13 protein-coding genes and 1 tRNA gene are annotated in these 13,268 nt (G+C 57.1%); 11 read left to right on the top strand and 3 right to left on the bottom strand.

Annotated features, from left to right (window positions below; genetic code table 11):
* Window positions 1-3 precede the first annotated feature (3 nt).
* The 4 genes from SynMITS9220_RS05210 to SynMITS9220_RS05195 all read left to right on the top strand — a co-directional run bounded on the left by SynMITS9220_RS05210 (window position 4) and on the right by SynMITS9220_RS05195 (window position 3,744).
* The gene (locus SynMITS9220_RS05210) at window positions 4-498 is read left to right on the top strand and encodes a CGLD27 family protein (protein WP_115126356.1); all 495 of its coding nucleotides are present in this window, start codon (window positions 4-6) and stop codon (window positions 496-498) included.
* A gap of 19 nt (window positions 499-517) precedes the next feature.
* Window positions 518-1,492 carry an asparaginase gene (locus SynMITS9220_RS05205; RefSeq protein WP_186991230.1) on the top strand — a complete coding sequence of 325 codons (975 nt, stop codon included), beginning with the start codon at window positions 518-520 and terminating at the stop codon, window positions 1,490-1,492.
* 51 nt (window positions 1,493-1,543) lie between these two features.
* A tRNA-Met gene (locus SynMITS9220_RS05200) sits at window positions 1,544-1,620 on the top strand.
* A gap of 468 nt (window positions 1,621-2,088) precedes the next feature.
* Complete coding sequence (locus SynMITS9220_RS05195; RefSeq protein WP_186991908.1) at window positions 2,089-3,744, top strand: GMC oxidoreductase; 1,656 nt, start codon at window positions 2,089-2,091, stop codon at window positions 3,742-3,744.
* Here the strand turns inward: SynMITS9220_RS05195 and SynMITS9220_RS05190 are convergent.
* Together SynMITS9220_RS05190 and SynMITS9220_RS05185 are read right to left on the bottom strand one after the other, a co-directional pair.
* A complete protein-coding gene (locus SynMITS9220_RS05190) occupies window positions 3,725-3,988 on the bottom strand; it encodes a DUF2811 domain-containing protein (RefSeq protein ID WP_115126359.1) in 264 nt (87 codons plus the stop codon). The genes SynMITS9220_RS05195 and SynMITS9220_RS05190 overlap by 20 nt on opposite strands.
* A 388-nt stretch (window positions 3,989-4,376) precedes the next feature.
* Window positions 4,377-5,489 (bottom strand): sirohydrochlorin chelatase, encoded by a 1,113-nt coding sequence (locus SynMITS9220_RS05185; RefSeq protein ID WP_186991228.1) that lies wholly within the window; start codon window positions 5,487-5,489, stop codon window positions 4,377-4,379.
* A 50-nt stretch (window positions 5,490-5,539) separates the two neighbouring features.
* On the opposite strand from SynMITS9220_RS05185, the gene SynMITS9220_RS05180 reads away from it, so the two are divergent.
* Both SynMITS9220_RS05180 and SynMITS9220_RS05175 read left to right on the top strand, forming a co-directional pair.
* A complete protein-coding gene (locus tag SynMITS9220_RS05180; RefSeq protein WP_186991226.1) occupies window positions 5,540-6,781 on the top strand; it encodes an FAD-binding oxidoreductase in 1,242 nt (413 codons plus the stop codon).
* Window positions 6,782-6,811: 30 nt separating this feature from the next.
* Window positions 6,812-8,392 carry a SulP family inorganic anion transporter gene (locus SynMITS9220_RS05175; RefSeq protein ID WP_186991224.1) on the top strand — a complete coding sequence of 527 codons (1,581 nt, stop codon included), beginning with the start codon at window positions 6,812-6,814 and terminating at the stop codon, window positions 8,390-8,392.
* A gap of 47 nt (window positions 8,393-8,439) precedes the next feature.
* On the opposite strand, the gene SynMITS9220_RS05170 is transcribed toward SynMITS9220_RS05175, so the two are convergent.
* Window positions 8,440-8,730, bottom strand: a complete 291-nt coding sequence (locus SynMITS9220_RS05170) for a hypothetical protein (protein ID WP_255483235.1) — start codon at window positions 8,728-8,730, stop codon at window positions 8,440-8,442.
* Window positions 8,731-8,877: 147 nt separating this feature from the next.
* On the opposite strand from SynMITS9220_RS05170, the gene SynMITS9220_RS05165 reads away from it, so the two are divergent.
* The 5 genes from SynMITS9220_RS05165 to SynMITS9220_RS05145 are packed head-to-tail and all read left to right on the top strand — an operon-like array spanning window position 8,878 to window position 13,145.
* On the top strand, window positions 8,878-9,930 hold the full coding sequence (locus SynMITS9220_RS05165) for an amino acid ABC transporter substrate-binding protein (RefSeq protein ID WP_186991220.1): 1,053 nt from the start codon (window positions 8,878-8,880) through the stop codon (window positions 9,928-9,930).
* Window positions 9,931-9,940: 10 nt separating this feature from the next.
* Window positions 9,941-10,840, top strand: coding sequence for an ABC transporter permease subunit (locus tag SynMITS9220_RS05160; RefSeq protein WP_186991218.1), 900 nt, complete (start codon window positions 9,941-9,943; stop codon window positions 10,838-10,840).
* 24 nt (window positions 10,841-10,864) lie between these two features.
* Entirely contained in the window at window positions 10,865-11,365 is a 501-nt protein-coding gene (locus SynMITS9220_RS05155) for an HdeD family acid-resistance protein (protein WP_186991216.1), read from the top strand.
* Window positions 11,365-12,405 carry an amino acid ABC transporter permease gene (locus SynMITS9220_RS05150; RefSeq protein ID WP_186991215.1) on the top strand — a complete coding sequence of 347 codons (1,041 nt, stop codon included), beginning with the start codon at window positions 11,365-11,367 and terminating at the stop codon, window positions 12,403-12,405. The genes SynMITS9220_RS05155 and SynMITS9220_RS05150 overlap by 1 nt, the downstream gene beginning before the upstream one ends.
* Entirely contained in the window at window positions 12,402-13,145 is a 744-nt protein-coding gene (locus SynMITS9220_RS05145) for an amino acid ABC transporter ATP-binding protein (protein ID WP_186991213.1), read from the top strand. Before SynMITS9220_RS05150 ends, SynMITS9220_RS05145 begins: the two co-directional genes overlap by 4 nt.
* The last annotated feature ends 123 nt before the right edge of the window (window positions 13,146-13,268 follow it).

Genomic DNA, 13,268 nt, shown 5'->3' with positions numbered 1-13,268 from the left:
GGCATGGCCTCGAGCATCCCTTGCCCTGTTCCCCCTGAGCAAAGACCTCAGGAGGAATTTGCTCAATTCAGCAGATCCTGGTTTTTTGCATGGCCCTGTACGGCCCAGATTTCGCTCGACCGGGCTTTGCTGATCAGCTGGCTGCTGATTTCACCAATCACCGTGCTGGTGGCCAGTGGTAGCTGGACCTTGCGCCACGATCCAGTGCGTTTGCTGCTTGCCGGTGCTGTTGCAGCCCTTGTGATGCCGATGCTGCTGTTGATCAGGCAATGGCTGGGCTGGACCTACGTGCATAAACGCCTGCTGTCGGAGAAGGTCGAATATGAGGAATCAGGCTGGTATGACTTTCAGGTCTGGGAAAAACCTGTGTCCTGGCGAGAACGTGATCTCCTGCTTGCTCAGCACGAAGTCAGGCCAATCCTTGGCCGTCTCGGTAGGGCCATGGCCCTCGTGACCGGTCTGATGCTGGGCGGAGCAAGCATCTGTCAGGCTCTCTGAACCTTTGGAACAACAGGGCATGTCGATCCCATCGGGTTACCGCGGTTCGGCGCGCTCCCTGAGTACTCCACCTCTTGAGGTCCGGCTGCGGCGAGGCTCCTCGATCGAGTCCACTCACCGTGTGCATGCAGTGGTCTGCGACAGCCGCGGCCGGGTGCTGATGAAGGCTGGGCAGCCAGACTTCGAAACGTTCATTCGTTCGGCACTCAAACCCTTTCAGGCCCTGCCGCTGATCAGCAGCGGTGCCTCGGAGACCTACAGCTGTGGGGAACGGGGGATCGCCATTAGCTGTGGATCCCATTCAGGCACCCCAAATCATGCGCGTGAGGCCTTTCGGTTGCTTTGGAACGCAGAACTGGACAGTGATGATCTGCAGTGCCCCATCCCATCAGGCCGGTCGAGTCCTCTAGAGCACAACTGCTCGGGCAAGCACGCTGCTTTTTTAATCACTGCTCGCAAAATGGGATGGCCCGTTGAGACCTACCTCCAGGGAGACCATCCTCTGCAGCAGGAGATTACGCGTCGCGTGGCAGAACTGCTCGGCTTGCCCCCTGATGAACTGGTCGCTGAACGCGATGACTGCGGCGCCCCCACACTGCGCCTTCAGCTCGACCAGATGGCACTGTTATTTGCCCATCTGGGCTCTTCCGCTCATGCGGAGCTCGAACAGATCAGCCGGGCGATGCTTGCGCATCCGGAACTGGTGGCTGGGGAAGGTCGATTCGATACGGAATTGATGCGACGCTCCCATCACCAGGTGATTAGCAAAGGAGGGGCAGAAGGCATTCAATGTCTGAGCCGAACCGGAGAAGGACTTGGCGTGGCCATCAAGGTTGAAGATGGCGCCCGACGTGCCAAACAGGCTGTAGCCCTGCATCTGCTGCGTCAGCTCGATTGGATGACGCCGAGCGGACTGAAGGAACTGGAGGAACAGCTGCTGATCCTCAACCCTGGCGTTCACCTGGATGTGGAAGGTGAGCTGCGAACGTCCTGAACACCATTGAGTGGTGTCTTCGATCACCAAGTTGTATAGTTCTTGAGTCACCGCGGGGTAGAGCAGTCTGGTAGCTCGTCGGGCTCATAACCCGAAGGTCGGGAGTTCAAATCTCCCCCCCGCCACCAATTAAAAAAAGCCCCACTTTGTTGGGGCTTTTTTAATGCTTTTCTTGTTTGGTTGATTTCGCTCGAATTGCTTCAAATGCAAGACCTGAGCAAGGAAAGCGATCTCAATGTCTTGTCTTGAAAGCAAGACATCTGGTTCAGATTGACCCCACATTGCTGGCTAGCAACATCGCGAAACCTTGCATCTGGAGGACATAGCAGAGATTCAACTTTGAGAGAGAGATCTCCAACGCCAATGAAGCAGGCAGAGTCAAAATGAGCCTCTTCAGCTGATTCAACAACAGCCTGAATCAGCCTTGGAATCCTCTCCATCTGCTCTCGGAGATGGGTCTTACTGCCACCAAGCTCCGATGGCTCTGCTCGGAAACAGGTCTGAGCAAGATCAAGGGCAGACGCAGCAGGAAGATTCAGGAGACTGGCCAGAGCCGTCGACCGCGTCAGACACTATCGGTAGGTCGTCGTCATGCCGTGTCCTTAAATCCCTTTGAAGCGATTGTGATCGGGTCGGGGGCCACAGGTGGCGTCGCCGCGATGACACTTGCCGAAGCAGGGCTCCGGGTTCTGGTCGTGGAAGCAGGACCCGATCGATCAGCTTCGGAAGCCCTGGGGAGTGAGCCAGGCAATAGTGTCAGGCGGGCCGAAGGGCTGATCAGCGGCCGCCATCGGCGTCAGATCCAGCATCCTGGCTACTGGAAACAAAACCCCTCCCTCTACGCAGACGAGCGTCAGTACCCCTACAGCACACCAGAGGATCAACCCTTTCTTTGGACCCAGGGTCGTCAAGTTGGCGGGCGCAGTCTCACCTGGGGTGGCATCACACTGCGCCTCTCGGACTATGAGTTCAAGGGCGCGGATCATGACGGATACGGCCAAAACTGGCCTATCACTCATGCCGATCTTGATCCTCACTACAGCGCACTCGAGCAGCTGTTTGAAGTCCGAGGTGAACGGGATGGCCTTGAGCAGCTCCCTGATGGTCGAATGGCACCGGCGTTGCCATTCATGCCTGAGGAAGAGCGTTTCCGTGAGCTGCTGACAAGGGAACGCGGCATCCCCTTCATCCATTCGCGAGGCTTTGAGGCCCACCAACGCCAGCAGACCTCGAGCTGGCCGAAATCAAGCAGCAACGGCTCCAGCCTTGAGCGCGCTCTGGCCACGGGTCGAGTGGAGATTCTGTCCAATTCGATGGCGGAATACCTCGACATGGGTCCAGCACAAGAGCGTGCCCGTTCTGTTGTGGTGGTGAACCGCAGCACTGGCGAACGTCAACGACTGGACTGCAATCTTGTGGTGGTCTGCGCTTCAACGATCGCAACGCTGCGTCTGCTGCTGCAGTCAGAGAGCCAGTCCCATTCCAGGGGGTTCAGTGATCCCTCCGGCCAACTGGGGAAAGGCTTGATGGACCACGTCTCCTGCTGTCGATTCTTTTCCGTTCCCAGCGCAACCGGACGTGTGGCGACACAACAATCCGATCCATCCAGCTCGCTTTCAGGAGCGGGCAGCTTCTTCCTACCTTTCGGCAATGCCCCAGAGACTTGCGCGGGGCGCCCCTTTCTGCGCGGCTATGGGATTTGGGGGGGCATCAACCGGTTTGATCCACCCTGGTGGCTGAAACGCAATCCAGATCATCGGCTTGGCTTTCTGATCGGCCACGGCGAGGTGCTCTCAGATGCAAGGAATCAGGTGTGCCTCTCGCAACGCTGCGATCCACTGGGTGTGCCAATGCCCCATATCAGCTGCCGATGGAGAGCGAATGAGCAGGCGATGGTGGAACACATGCAGAGCACGATTCAGGACTGCATCAACGTCGCCGGAGGTGTCACGACATCCCTGGCTGATCAAGTGCACCTACCGCTTGTGAAGCCGCTCGTTGCCAAAGCCCTTTCTGCCCAGGAGGACGCTCCAGCTCCCGGGTATTACATCCACGAAGTCGGAGGGGCACCCATGGGAACCAGCGAAGACAACAGCGTCGTTGATCGATGGAACCGTCTCTGGCGCTGTCCCAACGTGCTGGTGGTGGATGGGGCCTGCTGGCCCAGCTCCGGATGGCAGAGCCCGACGCTCACCATGATGGCGATCACCCGCAGGGCATGCCTGGCGGCTGTCACGCCTGAGAACGACTGAACAGATCATCGAGATAGCGCTCCATGACGGCGCGCTCGGAACAGCCGTTTTGAAACAGGAACTGGGCGAGAGCTGAGCTCATCACCTGGTATTGATCCCAAGCCGGATTGGATCCGATGAAGGCTTTCATGCCCTGATAGAGCACTTCAGGGATTTCAGCTTCAAGACTTACGAAGGGTGATTCAGCATCCGATGCCGTGGTCGGCTGCGTTTCCATGCAGCGCTCCAAATGATTGCGATCCATCCGCGCTTCTGCGTCCCGTTTCCACCAACAGAAAGCCACACAACAGCCCTGATCGTCAAAGCCGGCAACGCATTGCCAGCAAACAACGATCTCAAACAAGACTCACTGCAGTGCAGTGGATCAGCTCCTGAGACGAGCACAACCCACCGCTCGAGCATTCGAGCGGTGATTCCTGTCAAGTCGCGAAAGGCACCGGAACCCAAAACCACAGATCCAGCCCTCAGGCGGCTGCTTTCGGGAAATCACAGTGGAAAAGCGACCCAGAACTGTGGAAAACCCCAGCTGTTCTCCACAGCGCCGTCAAACATCAGGCACGCTTATGCAAGCAAGTCTCACGAAACTCAGGCAAGACAGAGATGCCTGAGCATGCCATTTCCACTGAATTGCTTCAGATTTGAGACTCAGTGGCCTCTTGCTGTGGTGCTATTCGACGCAGGGTCGTGGGTCCAAGGGGGTGATCGGCGTGGGGGTAGGGGTGGTGCCCATGGTCATGGCTGTGATGGTCATGCTCATGGGAATGATCGTGATGGTGGCCAGCGCCGACAGGAATCGGGATGCCGTCTGGCTGGCAAACCCCCGTGCATTCGCGTTCGCAAAGGGCGCAAGCTTCTGTAAGGCCCTCCACGTGATGGTGGTGGCTTGACTGGTCAAGCCCCACTTCCTGCTCAAAGCCCAGCACCTGAGCCCTGTATTTGCAGAGAGAGCAGTTCATTGCAGTCTCTCCGCCCATCACCTCATGAACCCGCTCCAGGAAGGTGTCTAGAACGAAGCTGTGATCTCCCAGATAGGACGCATTCACAAACTCAACGCCTGGATGATCCTCCGCAACCCGTTCTGTGTGTTGACGGATGCGGCTGACTAGCACCCCTGAGAACAGAAAATAAGGAAACACGATGATGCGCTTGAACCCAAGCTTCACCACATGACGCAAGCCGGGTTCGACCAGTGGAAAGGTGACGCCCGAATAGACGGTTTCACCCCAGCCGAAACCAAAACCCTCCACCAACATCCTGGTGACCTTGGCGACGTTGGAATTGGCGTCAGGGTCGGAGGAGCCACGTCCGACCACCACAAGCATGGTGTCGGAAAGGTCAACACTGGATGTCCTGTTGAGAGCCTCCTGAATGCGTGCGCCTGCCGCGGCGATCATCAACCTGTCAACGCCCAATTCTCGGCCGTAGTCGATCTCCAGCCCGGTTTCAGCGCTGTAGGTGTTGAGCACAGAAGGGATGTCGTTCTTGGCGTGTCCAGCGGCAAACAACATCGCCGGAACGGCAAGAACCTTCTCGACCCCCTGCTCTCGCAGTCTTTCCAGGCCATCTCTCAGGATGGGACGTGCGAATTCAAGGAACCCATATTCCACCGGCAATCCGGTCAGGCGCTCTTTGAGTCCGTTGGCCAGCCCCTCGAACTCGGCAACCGCCAAACGGTTGCGGCTGCCATGACCACAGATCAGAACCCCATGTTTGGTTGCAGCAGGAGCAACGATCTGCTGGGTCACACGTGCGGTGCATCTGTATCAAACCTATTCGCGGCCGTAAAACAAAGACCATGAATCTGCTGGCGAGTGATGCAAACACCCTTGGTTGTCTGACTCCCGGTCCGGAGTTGTTGAAGCAGCTGATGCGGCAACCGCTTGGATCAACACCCCTACGGGTTTGCTCAGGCGGGAGCAGCAGTCGCTGCGCAGCCAATGGCTGCTGGACAGTGGATCTACAACGACATCGGGAAGTCAGCTACCACGAGAACTCCCGAGAAATCGAATTCGGCACCGGTCTGACGATGACCGAGCTGCTGCAGGTCTTACGAGCTTCAAACCGCAGCATTCCCATTGGACTTGCCGGCCTGACCGGAAGCGGCTTCATCCTCACGGGAGGGATGGGTCCCTTGAGCCGCTCTCAAGGCCTCGCTGTCGACTCCATCACTGCCATCGAAGGGATCTGGGGATCAGGTGAGTCCTTTTCCTTTTCGGAAGATCAAACAACAGTGGATGGACGCCTCTGGCGCGGACTGATGGGTGCCTCACCGTTCCTGGCTGTGGTCACACGCCTGCGCCTGCAGACCCAACAAATCCAACCATTGCGAGTACGCCATGGCTTGATCAGTCCCTCGTTACTCCCCGAACTGCTGCAAATGGCGGAGCAATGGCCTGAAACATGCAGCCTGCAATGGAGCTGGTGCGACAGGTTGGAGATCTACGCAGTGGACTGCAGCTCCAAGGAGACAACACCCCAAACGCTGACGGGACTTGATCCGATCCTGGGTACAGATCAGCACGCTGCCGTTCAGCACTGCGCGGATCAACTGGAGCAGCCAACCTTTGGCAAACTCGCCTCTGAAACCGGTTCGTCCATGGCGGCTCACAGCGAGGTGACCGGTCGTCTCGGTCCAGCCCTGGGGCGTCAGGCTGGCCCATTGATTGAGCGACTGAGCGCGCGACTCAATGAACGACCGCATCGTGGATGTCGCATCAGCGCTCAGCAACTCGGCGGAGCAACAGCGCGAATCGACCGTCAGCGCACTTCCTTCATTCACCGCGATTCGGTCTGGAAACCATGGATCACAGCAAGCTGGAATCCTGGAGATCTTTCAGGGCGGGAGCGCAGCCTGCAATGGATGGATCAGGTCAGTGACGACCTACGCCAGGCCTTCCCGGGATTGCATCTCGCACAATTGCATGACCATTTGCCCAACCATCGCCAGGAACTGGTCGATGCCTTCGGCGAGTGGTTGCCGGAACTGCGCCAACTCAAGAGCGAACTGGACCCGGAGGGACGATTGCCGCCGCTCTGAACTACGGTCCCTGCACCCAACAGATGATTGATGGCCTCAGGATCCGCGCCTCGGCAGTTGAATCTCGGCTTTGGCAACCCAAGCAAGGAACTGCTGTCCGGACTTGTGGTGGCCTTCGCCATGATTCCGGAGGCGATTGCGTTCTCAGGAATCGCGGGTGTGGATCCGCAGGTCGGCCTGTTCGGAGCGTTTCTGCTGTCGATCACGATCGCTTTCGTCGGTGGTCGCTCGGCAATGATCACCTCCGCCACCGGCTCCACGGCACTGCTGATGACCGGTCTGGTCGCAACGGGGGAAGCGCGCGGCGAAGGGTTGGGGCTGACCTACCTCTTGGTTGCCGGGGTTGTGACAGGCATCCTGCAGATTCTCTGGGGTTGGCTGCGCCTGGCTTACCAGATGCGTTTCGTGCCTCTTGGCGTGCTGAGCGGATTTGTGAACGCGCTGGCGCTGCTGATCTTCCAGGCACAGTTTCCTCAACTGGGCATCAATCTTCACTTCGGCGAATCAGACGTAGCGGGCCATGCCCATGACCTGCTGCCCCATGGCAGCCAGATTCCGATCGTCTGGGGACTGGTCCTGCTTGGTCTGGTGATCATCTATGGATTGCCGCGCCTCACACGACTGGTGCCATCACAGCTGGTGGCCATCATTGTGCTGACCATGATCTCGATCGGTTTCAGCCTGGAGATCCCCACCGTCAGCAGCCTCGGGGACTTGCCAACCGGACTGCCGCTGCCGAGCTGGCCCTTCGGTTCGCCTGCCGACATGAAAGTGCCCTTCAGCCTCGAGACCTTGGGCATCGTTCTACCAACGGCCCTGGCCATCTCACTTGTTGGCCTGATGGAAACCTTCCTGACCCAAGACATCCTCGACGACCGCACCGACAGCAACTCCAACAAGAACGTCGAAGCACGAGGTCAGGGCATCGCCAACATCGTGTCTTCACTGTTTGGTGGCATGGCGGGCTGCGCCCTCGTTGGTCAGTCGGTGATGAATATCGACAACGGCGGACGCACCCGGCTCTCCACTCTCTTTTCAGGGGTCAGCCTGCTGGCCATGATTCTCCTGGGCCGGCCATGGCTCGAACAAATCCCCATGGCGGCACTGGTGGCTGTGATGATCAGCATCGCCGTGAGCACAGCTGACATCGCTGGACTGCGTCGCCTTCGGGCAATCCCGAAGAGCGACACGGCGGTGATGCTGATGACCTTCGCCGTCACCATGCTCACCACCCCACATAATCTTGCGCTTGGAGTGATTGCAGGAGTTGCGCTGGCAGGCATCCTGTTCAGCCGCAAGGTAGCCAAGGTGATTCGTGTTGATGCTGTTGATGTGAATGAGGAGATGCGCCGCTACGTCGTCACCGGGCAGCTGTTTTTCGTCAGCAAAATCTATTTTCTTCAGGGATTTGACGTTCATGATCATCCCAGTCAAATCACGATTGATCTTTCAGCAGCTCATATCTGGGATCAAAGCGGTGTCAGCGCACTCAACCAGGTCATCAGCAAGCTTCAGCAAGGTGGGTCAAAGGTCGAAGTTCAAGGATTAAACGAAGAAAGTCTCAATCTTTTCGAGCGAATCGGTTCTCAGCCTGAAGGGGGCCATGGCTGAAGGGGGTAATTGACAAGGCTGCGATCCAAACAGATGAATCAACAGGTTCACTGGCCGCTGTAAAGAAGCCCCAAGCAGGATGTGAAGTCATTGCGCATTCCTTGCAATCGCTGTTCGATCTGCTGATCGCTGGAATGCTCCTGGAGATAGCGCTCGGTCACGTCATTCCCGATGCTCATCACGAGGCAAAGAGTCTGGAGATCGTCGGTATCAACGGCACGCTGCTTGGCTCCCTCAAGCATCACGTTGAGCAAGGCCATCTTGTTGTTGTATGCCTGTCGGTCACCGAGCTGCCAGCTCAAAGCAGGAGAACCAACCACGGACAGTACAAACGCCATGGCAAAAAAGGACCCCGGTCGGAACCGAGACATCTTTCGGCTCTTGATCAACATGCTGAAGACAGTAGAGATTCCCTCCAAGGTCAGCAGACATCCTTATCAAAACTCTCGAAGTTCTGACAAAATTGCCCTTCAAGGATCACTCTTATGACGAAGCGTCGCTCACTGATCTCCCTTCTCTCCGCATGCCTGGCAATTTCAGCCTGCGCAACCCTTGGAGATGGCGATGCATCAAGGGTGGATTTGATTCGCAAAAGGGGAGAACTGCGATGCGGCGTCAGCGGAAAGATCCCAGGTTTCAGCTTCCTCCAGAGAGATGGCAGCTATGCGGGCCTTGATGTGGATCTGTGCAAGGCCTTCGCAGCAGCGATCATCGATGACCCCAGCAAGGTGCAATACAGACCGCTCACAGCGCCGGAACGATTCACAGCACTGAAAACTGGAGAGATCGATCTTCTTTCACGCAACACAACGTTCAACCTCAGTCGAGATGCTGCAGGTGGAAATGGCGTGAGTTTCGCGCCAGTCGTTTTCCACGATGGGCAGGGGTTATTGGTGCAACGAAACAGCGGAATCCGCAGTCTTAAAGATCTCAAAGGTCAGGCGATCTGTGTTGGCTCAGGTACCACGACCGAACAGAATCTGAATGATGCGTTTCAGTCACTCGGGCTGCCATATAAGCCGATCAAATATCAGGATCTCAACCAAGTGGTTGCTGGTTATCTCCAGGGACGTTGCCAAGCAATGACATCAGACCGTTCGCAACTGGCATCAGCACGCTCAGGGTTTGAGCGACCTGAGCAGCACGTCATTCTTGGCGATATTCTCAGCAAGGAACCTCTGGCTCCCCTGTCTTCAGGTGGTGATCAACAACTCTCAGACGCCATGCGCTGGGTGGTTTATGCAGTGATCACAGCAGAGGAGATGGGAATCACCCAGGCCAATGTCGACAACAAGCTTCAAGAGGCGCAGAACAATCCTGATCTGACGAAGTTGCGACGGTTTCTTGGTGTTGAGGGTGATCTAGGCGACAAGCTGGACCTCAGCAATGATTTCGTGGTGAACGTGATCAGGGCCACCGGCAACTACGGAGAGATCTACAACCGACACCTGGGACCAGACAGCGCCGTTCCGATCCCACGCGGACTCAATCAGTTGCATCGCGATGGAGGTGTCATCACCGCGCCACCATTCCAATGAAACCGTTCCCATGAAACGGAAACGCTTCCCATGGCTTGAGATCGTCCTGTTGATCTTGGTTCTCACGCTTGTGGGAATTCTGGTCAACAACCTGGCGGTGAATCTGATCCGCACAGGCTTAGGGCTGAGTTTCGAATGGCTCTGGCAGCCTGCAGGATTCGCACTCAGCGAACACACACTTCCCTATCAACCAGGAGACAGCACATCCTGGGCTTTGCTGGTGAGCTGGCTCAACAGCCTCCGGGTGATCGCATGCAGCATCGTGCTGGCTACGGTGCTGGGTGTTGGGGCCGGAGCTGCAAGACGAAGTCTCAATCCCCTGCTCCGGCAGCTGGCGGCCTTGTACGTGGGCTTGATCCGCCAAATCCCATTGCTGCTGCAGCTGCTCTTCTGGTATTTCGTGGCTTTTCTTGGCCTGCCATCCGAACCGATGGCTCCCGTTGGAGCGCTGATCAGCCTCTCCAATCAAGGCGTCGCCATCCTCGGTCTGAACCTGAGCGTGGAGTTTTCTGCGGTTTTGGTGGGCTTAAGCGTCTTCACTGGTGCGGCGATCGCGGAGGTGGTTCGCGGCGGGCTCGACTCCGTCCCTAAAGGCCAGTGGGAAGCATTCCGCAGCCTGGGAATCAGCGAACTCCTGGGCCTGAAAAAGGTTGTGTTGCCACAGGCTTTGCCGGCCATTCTTCCGGCCCTGAGCAGTCAGTATTTAAATCTGGCCAAAAACAGCACGCTGGCAATCGCCGTTGGCTTTGCAGATCTCTACGCCGTGAGTGATACAGCGATCACTCAGACCGGTAGAGCCATAGAAGGATTCCTGATCCTTTTGCTGAGCTTTCTTGCACTGAATCTTCTGATCAATGGAGGCATGCAGGTGCTGAATCGAATCGTGGTTCGTCCTGCACAGCGCACTTAGCATCAATTGATCAGTCCTTAGCCCATGAATTCCCGTCGTATCGCTGCAGTGCTGCTGGTCATCGCTGCAATCGCTGCGATCCTGCTTCCCTTTGTTTCCGCAACTCTTCTCACCATTGGAATTGGTGGAATCGCATTTGCCGCAGGCATCGGTCAGTTTCTACGACTCGGCGAGGAGAGCAACAGTCAGGGAAAACTGTTCCGCGTTCTCTCAGCACTGCTGTACATCGGTGGCTCAATCTTCATCCTGATTGATCCCATCGACAGTGAAGTCAGCCTCACCTTGTTTGCAGGAATCCTGCTGTTGGTCGAAGGTGTCATGGAGCTTGCCTCAGGAGCCAGTGCATCAGGTCCAGCCGGTGGCTTGAGCCTTGTTGATGGCTTACTCACCTCCTTAATTGGCGTTCTGCTGGTGTTGGAATGGCCGTCCGACAGCCTCTGGGCACTGGGAACTCTGTTCGGAGTCGCCTTGTTCACGTCAGCTCTCAAGCTGTTCAGCTCACCAGCGGAGCAGCCCGGGAATTGATGACCGGGTCACGGACTGCCTATCGGAAACGACTCAACCAGGCCAAACGTCATCCACTGCAGACACTGCTCAGCGTTGTGATCCTGGCCCTGATCGCTTGGGTCGTCTGGTCCACAGCGAGCTGGCTGATTTTTGGTGCTAACTGGTCTGTGGTCTCTGAAAATCTGCCGCTTTTCGCCGTTGGGGCCTATCCGGAGAACGAGCGCTGGAGACCTTGTCTTTGGCTTGGATTGTTATGCCTGATGACGGCAGCAACTTTGTTGCAGCCTCTCGTGTCCGCACGCTGGCGACTCAGTGGATTAGCTCTGTCATGGTGCTGGCTCGCCATGCTCCCGTTGGGCCTGCTGCTGCTCGCAGGCGGAGCTGGATTGCCGACCGTGAGCTCCAGAGATTGGGGTGGTTTGACGCTCACGGTCCTGCTCACCGGCTTCAGCGGTCTCCTGGCTTTGCCACTGGGGGTCCTGCTGGCCCTTGGGCGCAGAAGCAAGCTGACACTGCCACGCCATCTCTGTCGCTTCTACATCGATGGAATGCGAGCCGTACCGTTAATCGCCGTGCTGTTTTTCGGACAGCTGCTTCTTCCTCTGTTTCTGCCTGTCGACATCGAAATCAATCGTGTGCTCAGAGCCGTCGTGGCCTTCGCTCTGTTTGCGGCCGCCTATGTCGCCGAGGATGTCCGCGGAGGTTTACAAGCCATTCCAGGTACTCAGCTCGAAGCAGCGGCTGCTCTGGGGCTGGGTCCATGGCAGATCCAACAGCTCGTGGTTTTGCCTCAAGCTCTGCGAGTGGCTGTGCCGGCACTCACGAATCAAGCCGTTGGCCTGCTCCAGAACACCAGCTTGATGGCCATCCTTGGATTGGTGGAACTGCTCGGGATCAGCCGCAGCCTGCTGGCCAACCCTGCCTATATCGGCCGACACCTCGAGACCTACATCTGGCTTGCAGGGCTGTACTGGCTGGTGTGCACCGCCATGGCCCTCATGGCTCGCCAGCTTGAACGTCAGGGCCCCTCTGCCTCCACTTCAGCCATTCCTTCATGACCATTGCCGTCAGAGCCGAATCCATCACCAAGACCTTCAACGGTTCACAGAAAGCGCTCGATCAGGTGAACCTCAGCGTCAAACACGGCGAAGTGCTGGTGGTCATGGGACCCTCCGGTTCCGGCAAGAGCACGCTGATTCGCACATTCAACGGGCTTGAGGCCATCGATGCCGGGCAACTGGAGATCGTCGGCATCCCTCTGGATACCGATCAGGATGAACGGCAGATCCGACGGATTCGCCGTCGTGTCGGGATGGTGTTCCAACAATTCAACCTGTTCCCACATCTATCGATCCTCGACAACATCACGCTGGCACCGATCCGTGTGAGGAAGATCAGCAAAGACAATGCAGAAGAACGGGCTCGCGGCCTTTTGGCACAAATGGGGATTGCCGACCAGGCCATGAAATATCCCTCTGAATTGAGCGGAGGTCAGCAACAACGGGTGGCCATCGCCAGAGCACTGGCCATGGATCCCGAGCTGATGTTGTTTGACGAGCCCACCAGTGCCCTGGATCCAGAACGGGTTAAGGAAGTACTAGATGCCATGCGCAGACTTGCTGCCGATGGCATGACGATGATTGTTGTGACCCATGAGCTCGGATTCGCGCGTGAAGTCGCCGACCGGGTCTTATTCATGGATGCAGGGCGGGTCGTGGAACTGACGGACTCATCCACATTCTTCACCCAGGCAAAGGAGGAACGCAGCCGACGTTTTCTCAATCAAATGGCGCACTGATCAGGATCTGGTCCGCAGGAACCTGTTGTTTTGCCAAGGACTTGGCCATGGTGAGGATGTGTTGGAGAGATCGCACATCAATGCTGATCGTGGAGAGCAGAACGAAGGATGCAGCCAGACTTG

This window comes from Synechococcus sp. MIT S9220 (assembly GCF_014304815.1).
Taxonomy (GTDB): domain Bacteria; phylum Cyanobacteriota; class Cyanobacteriia; order PCC-6307; family Cyanobiaceae; genus Synechococcus_C.
This window is presented reverse-complemented; position numbering and strand designations above follow the sequence as displayed.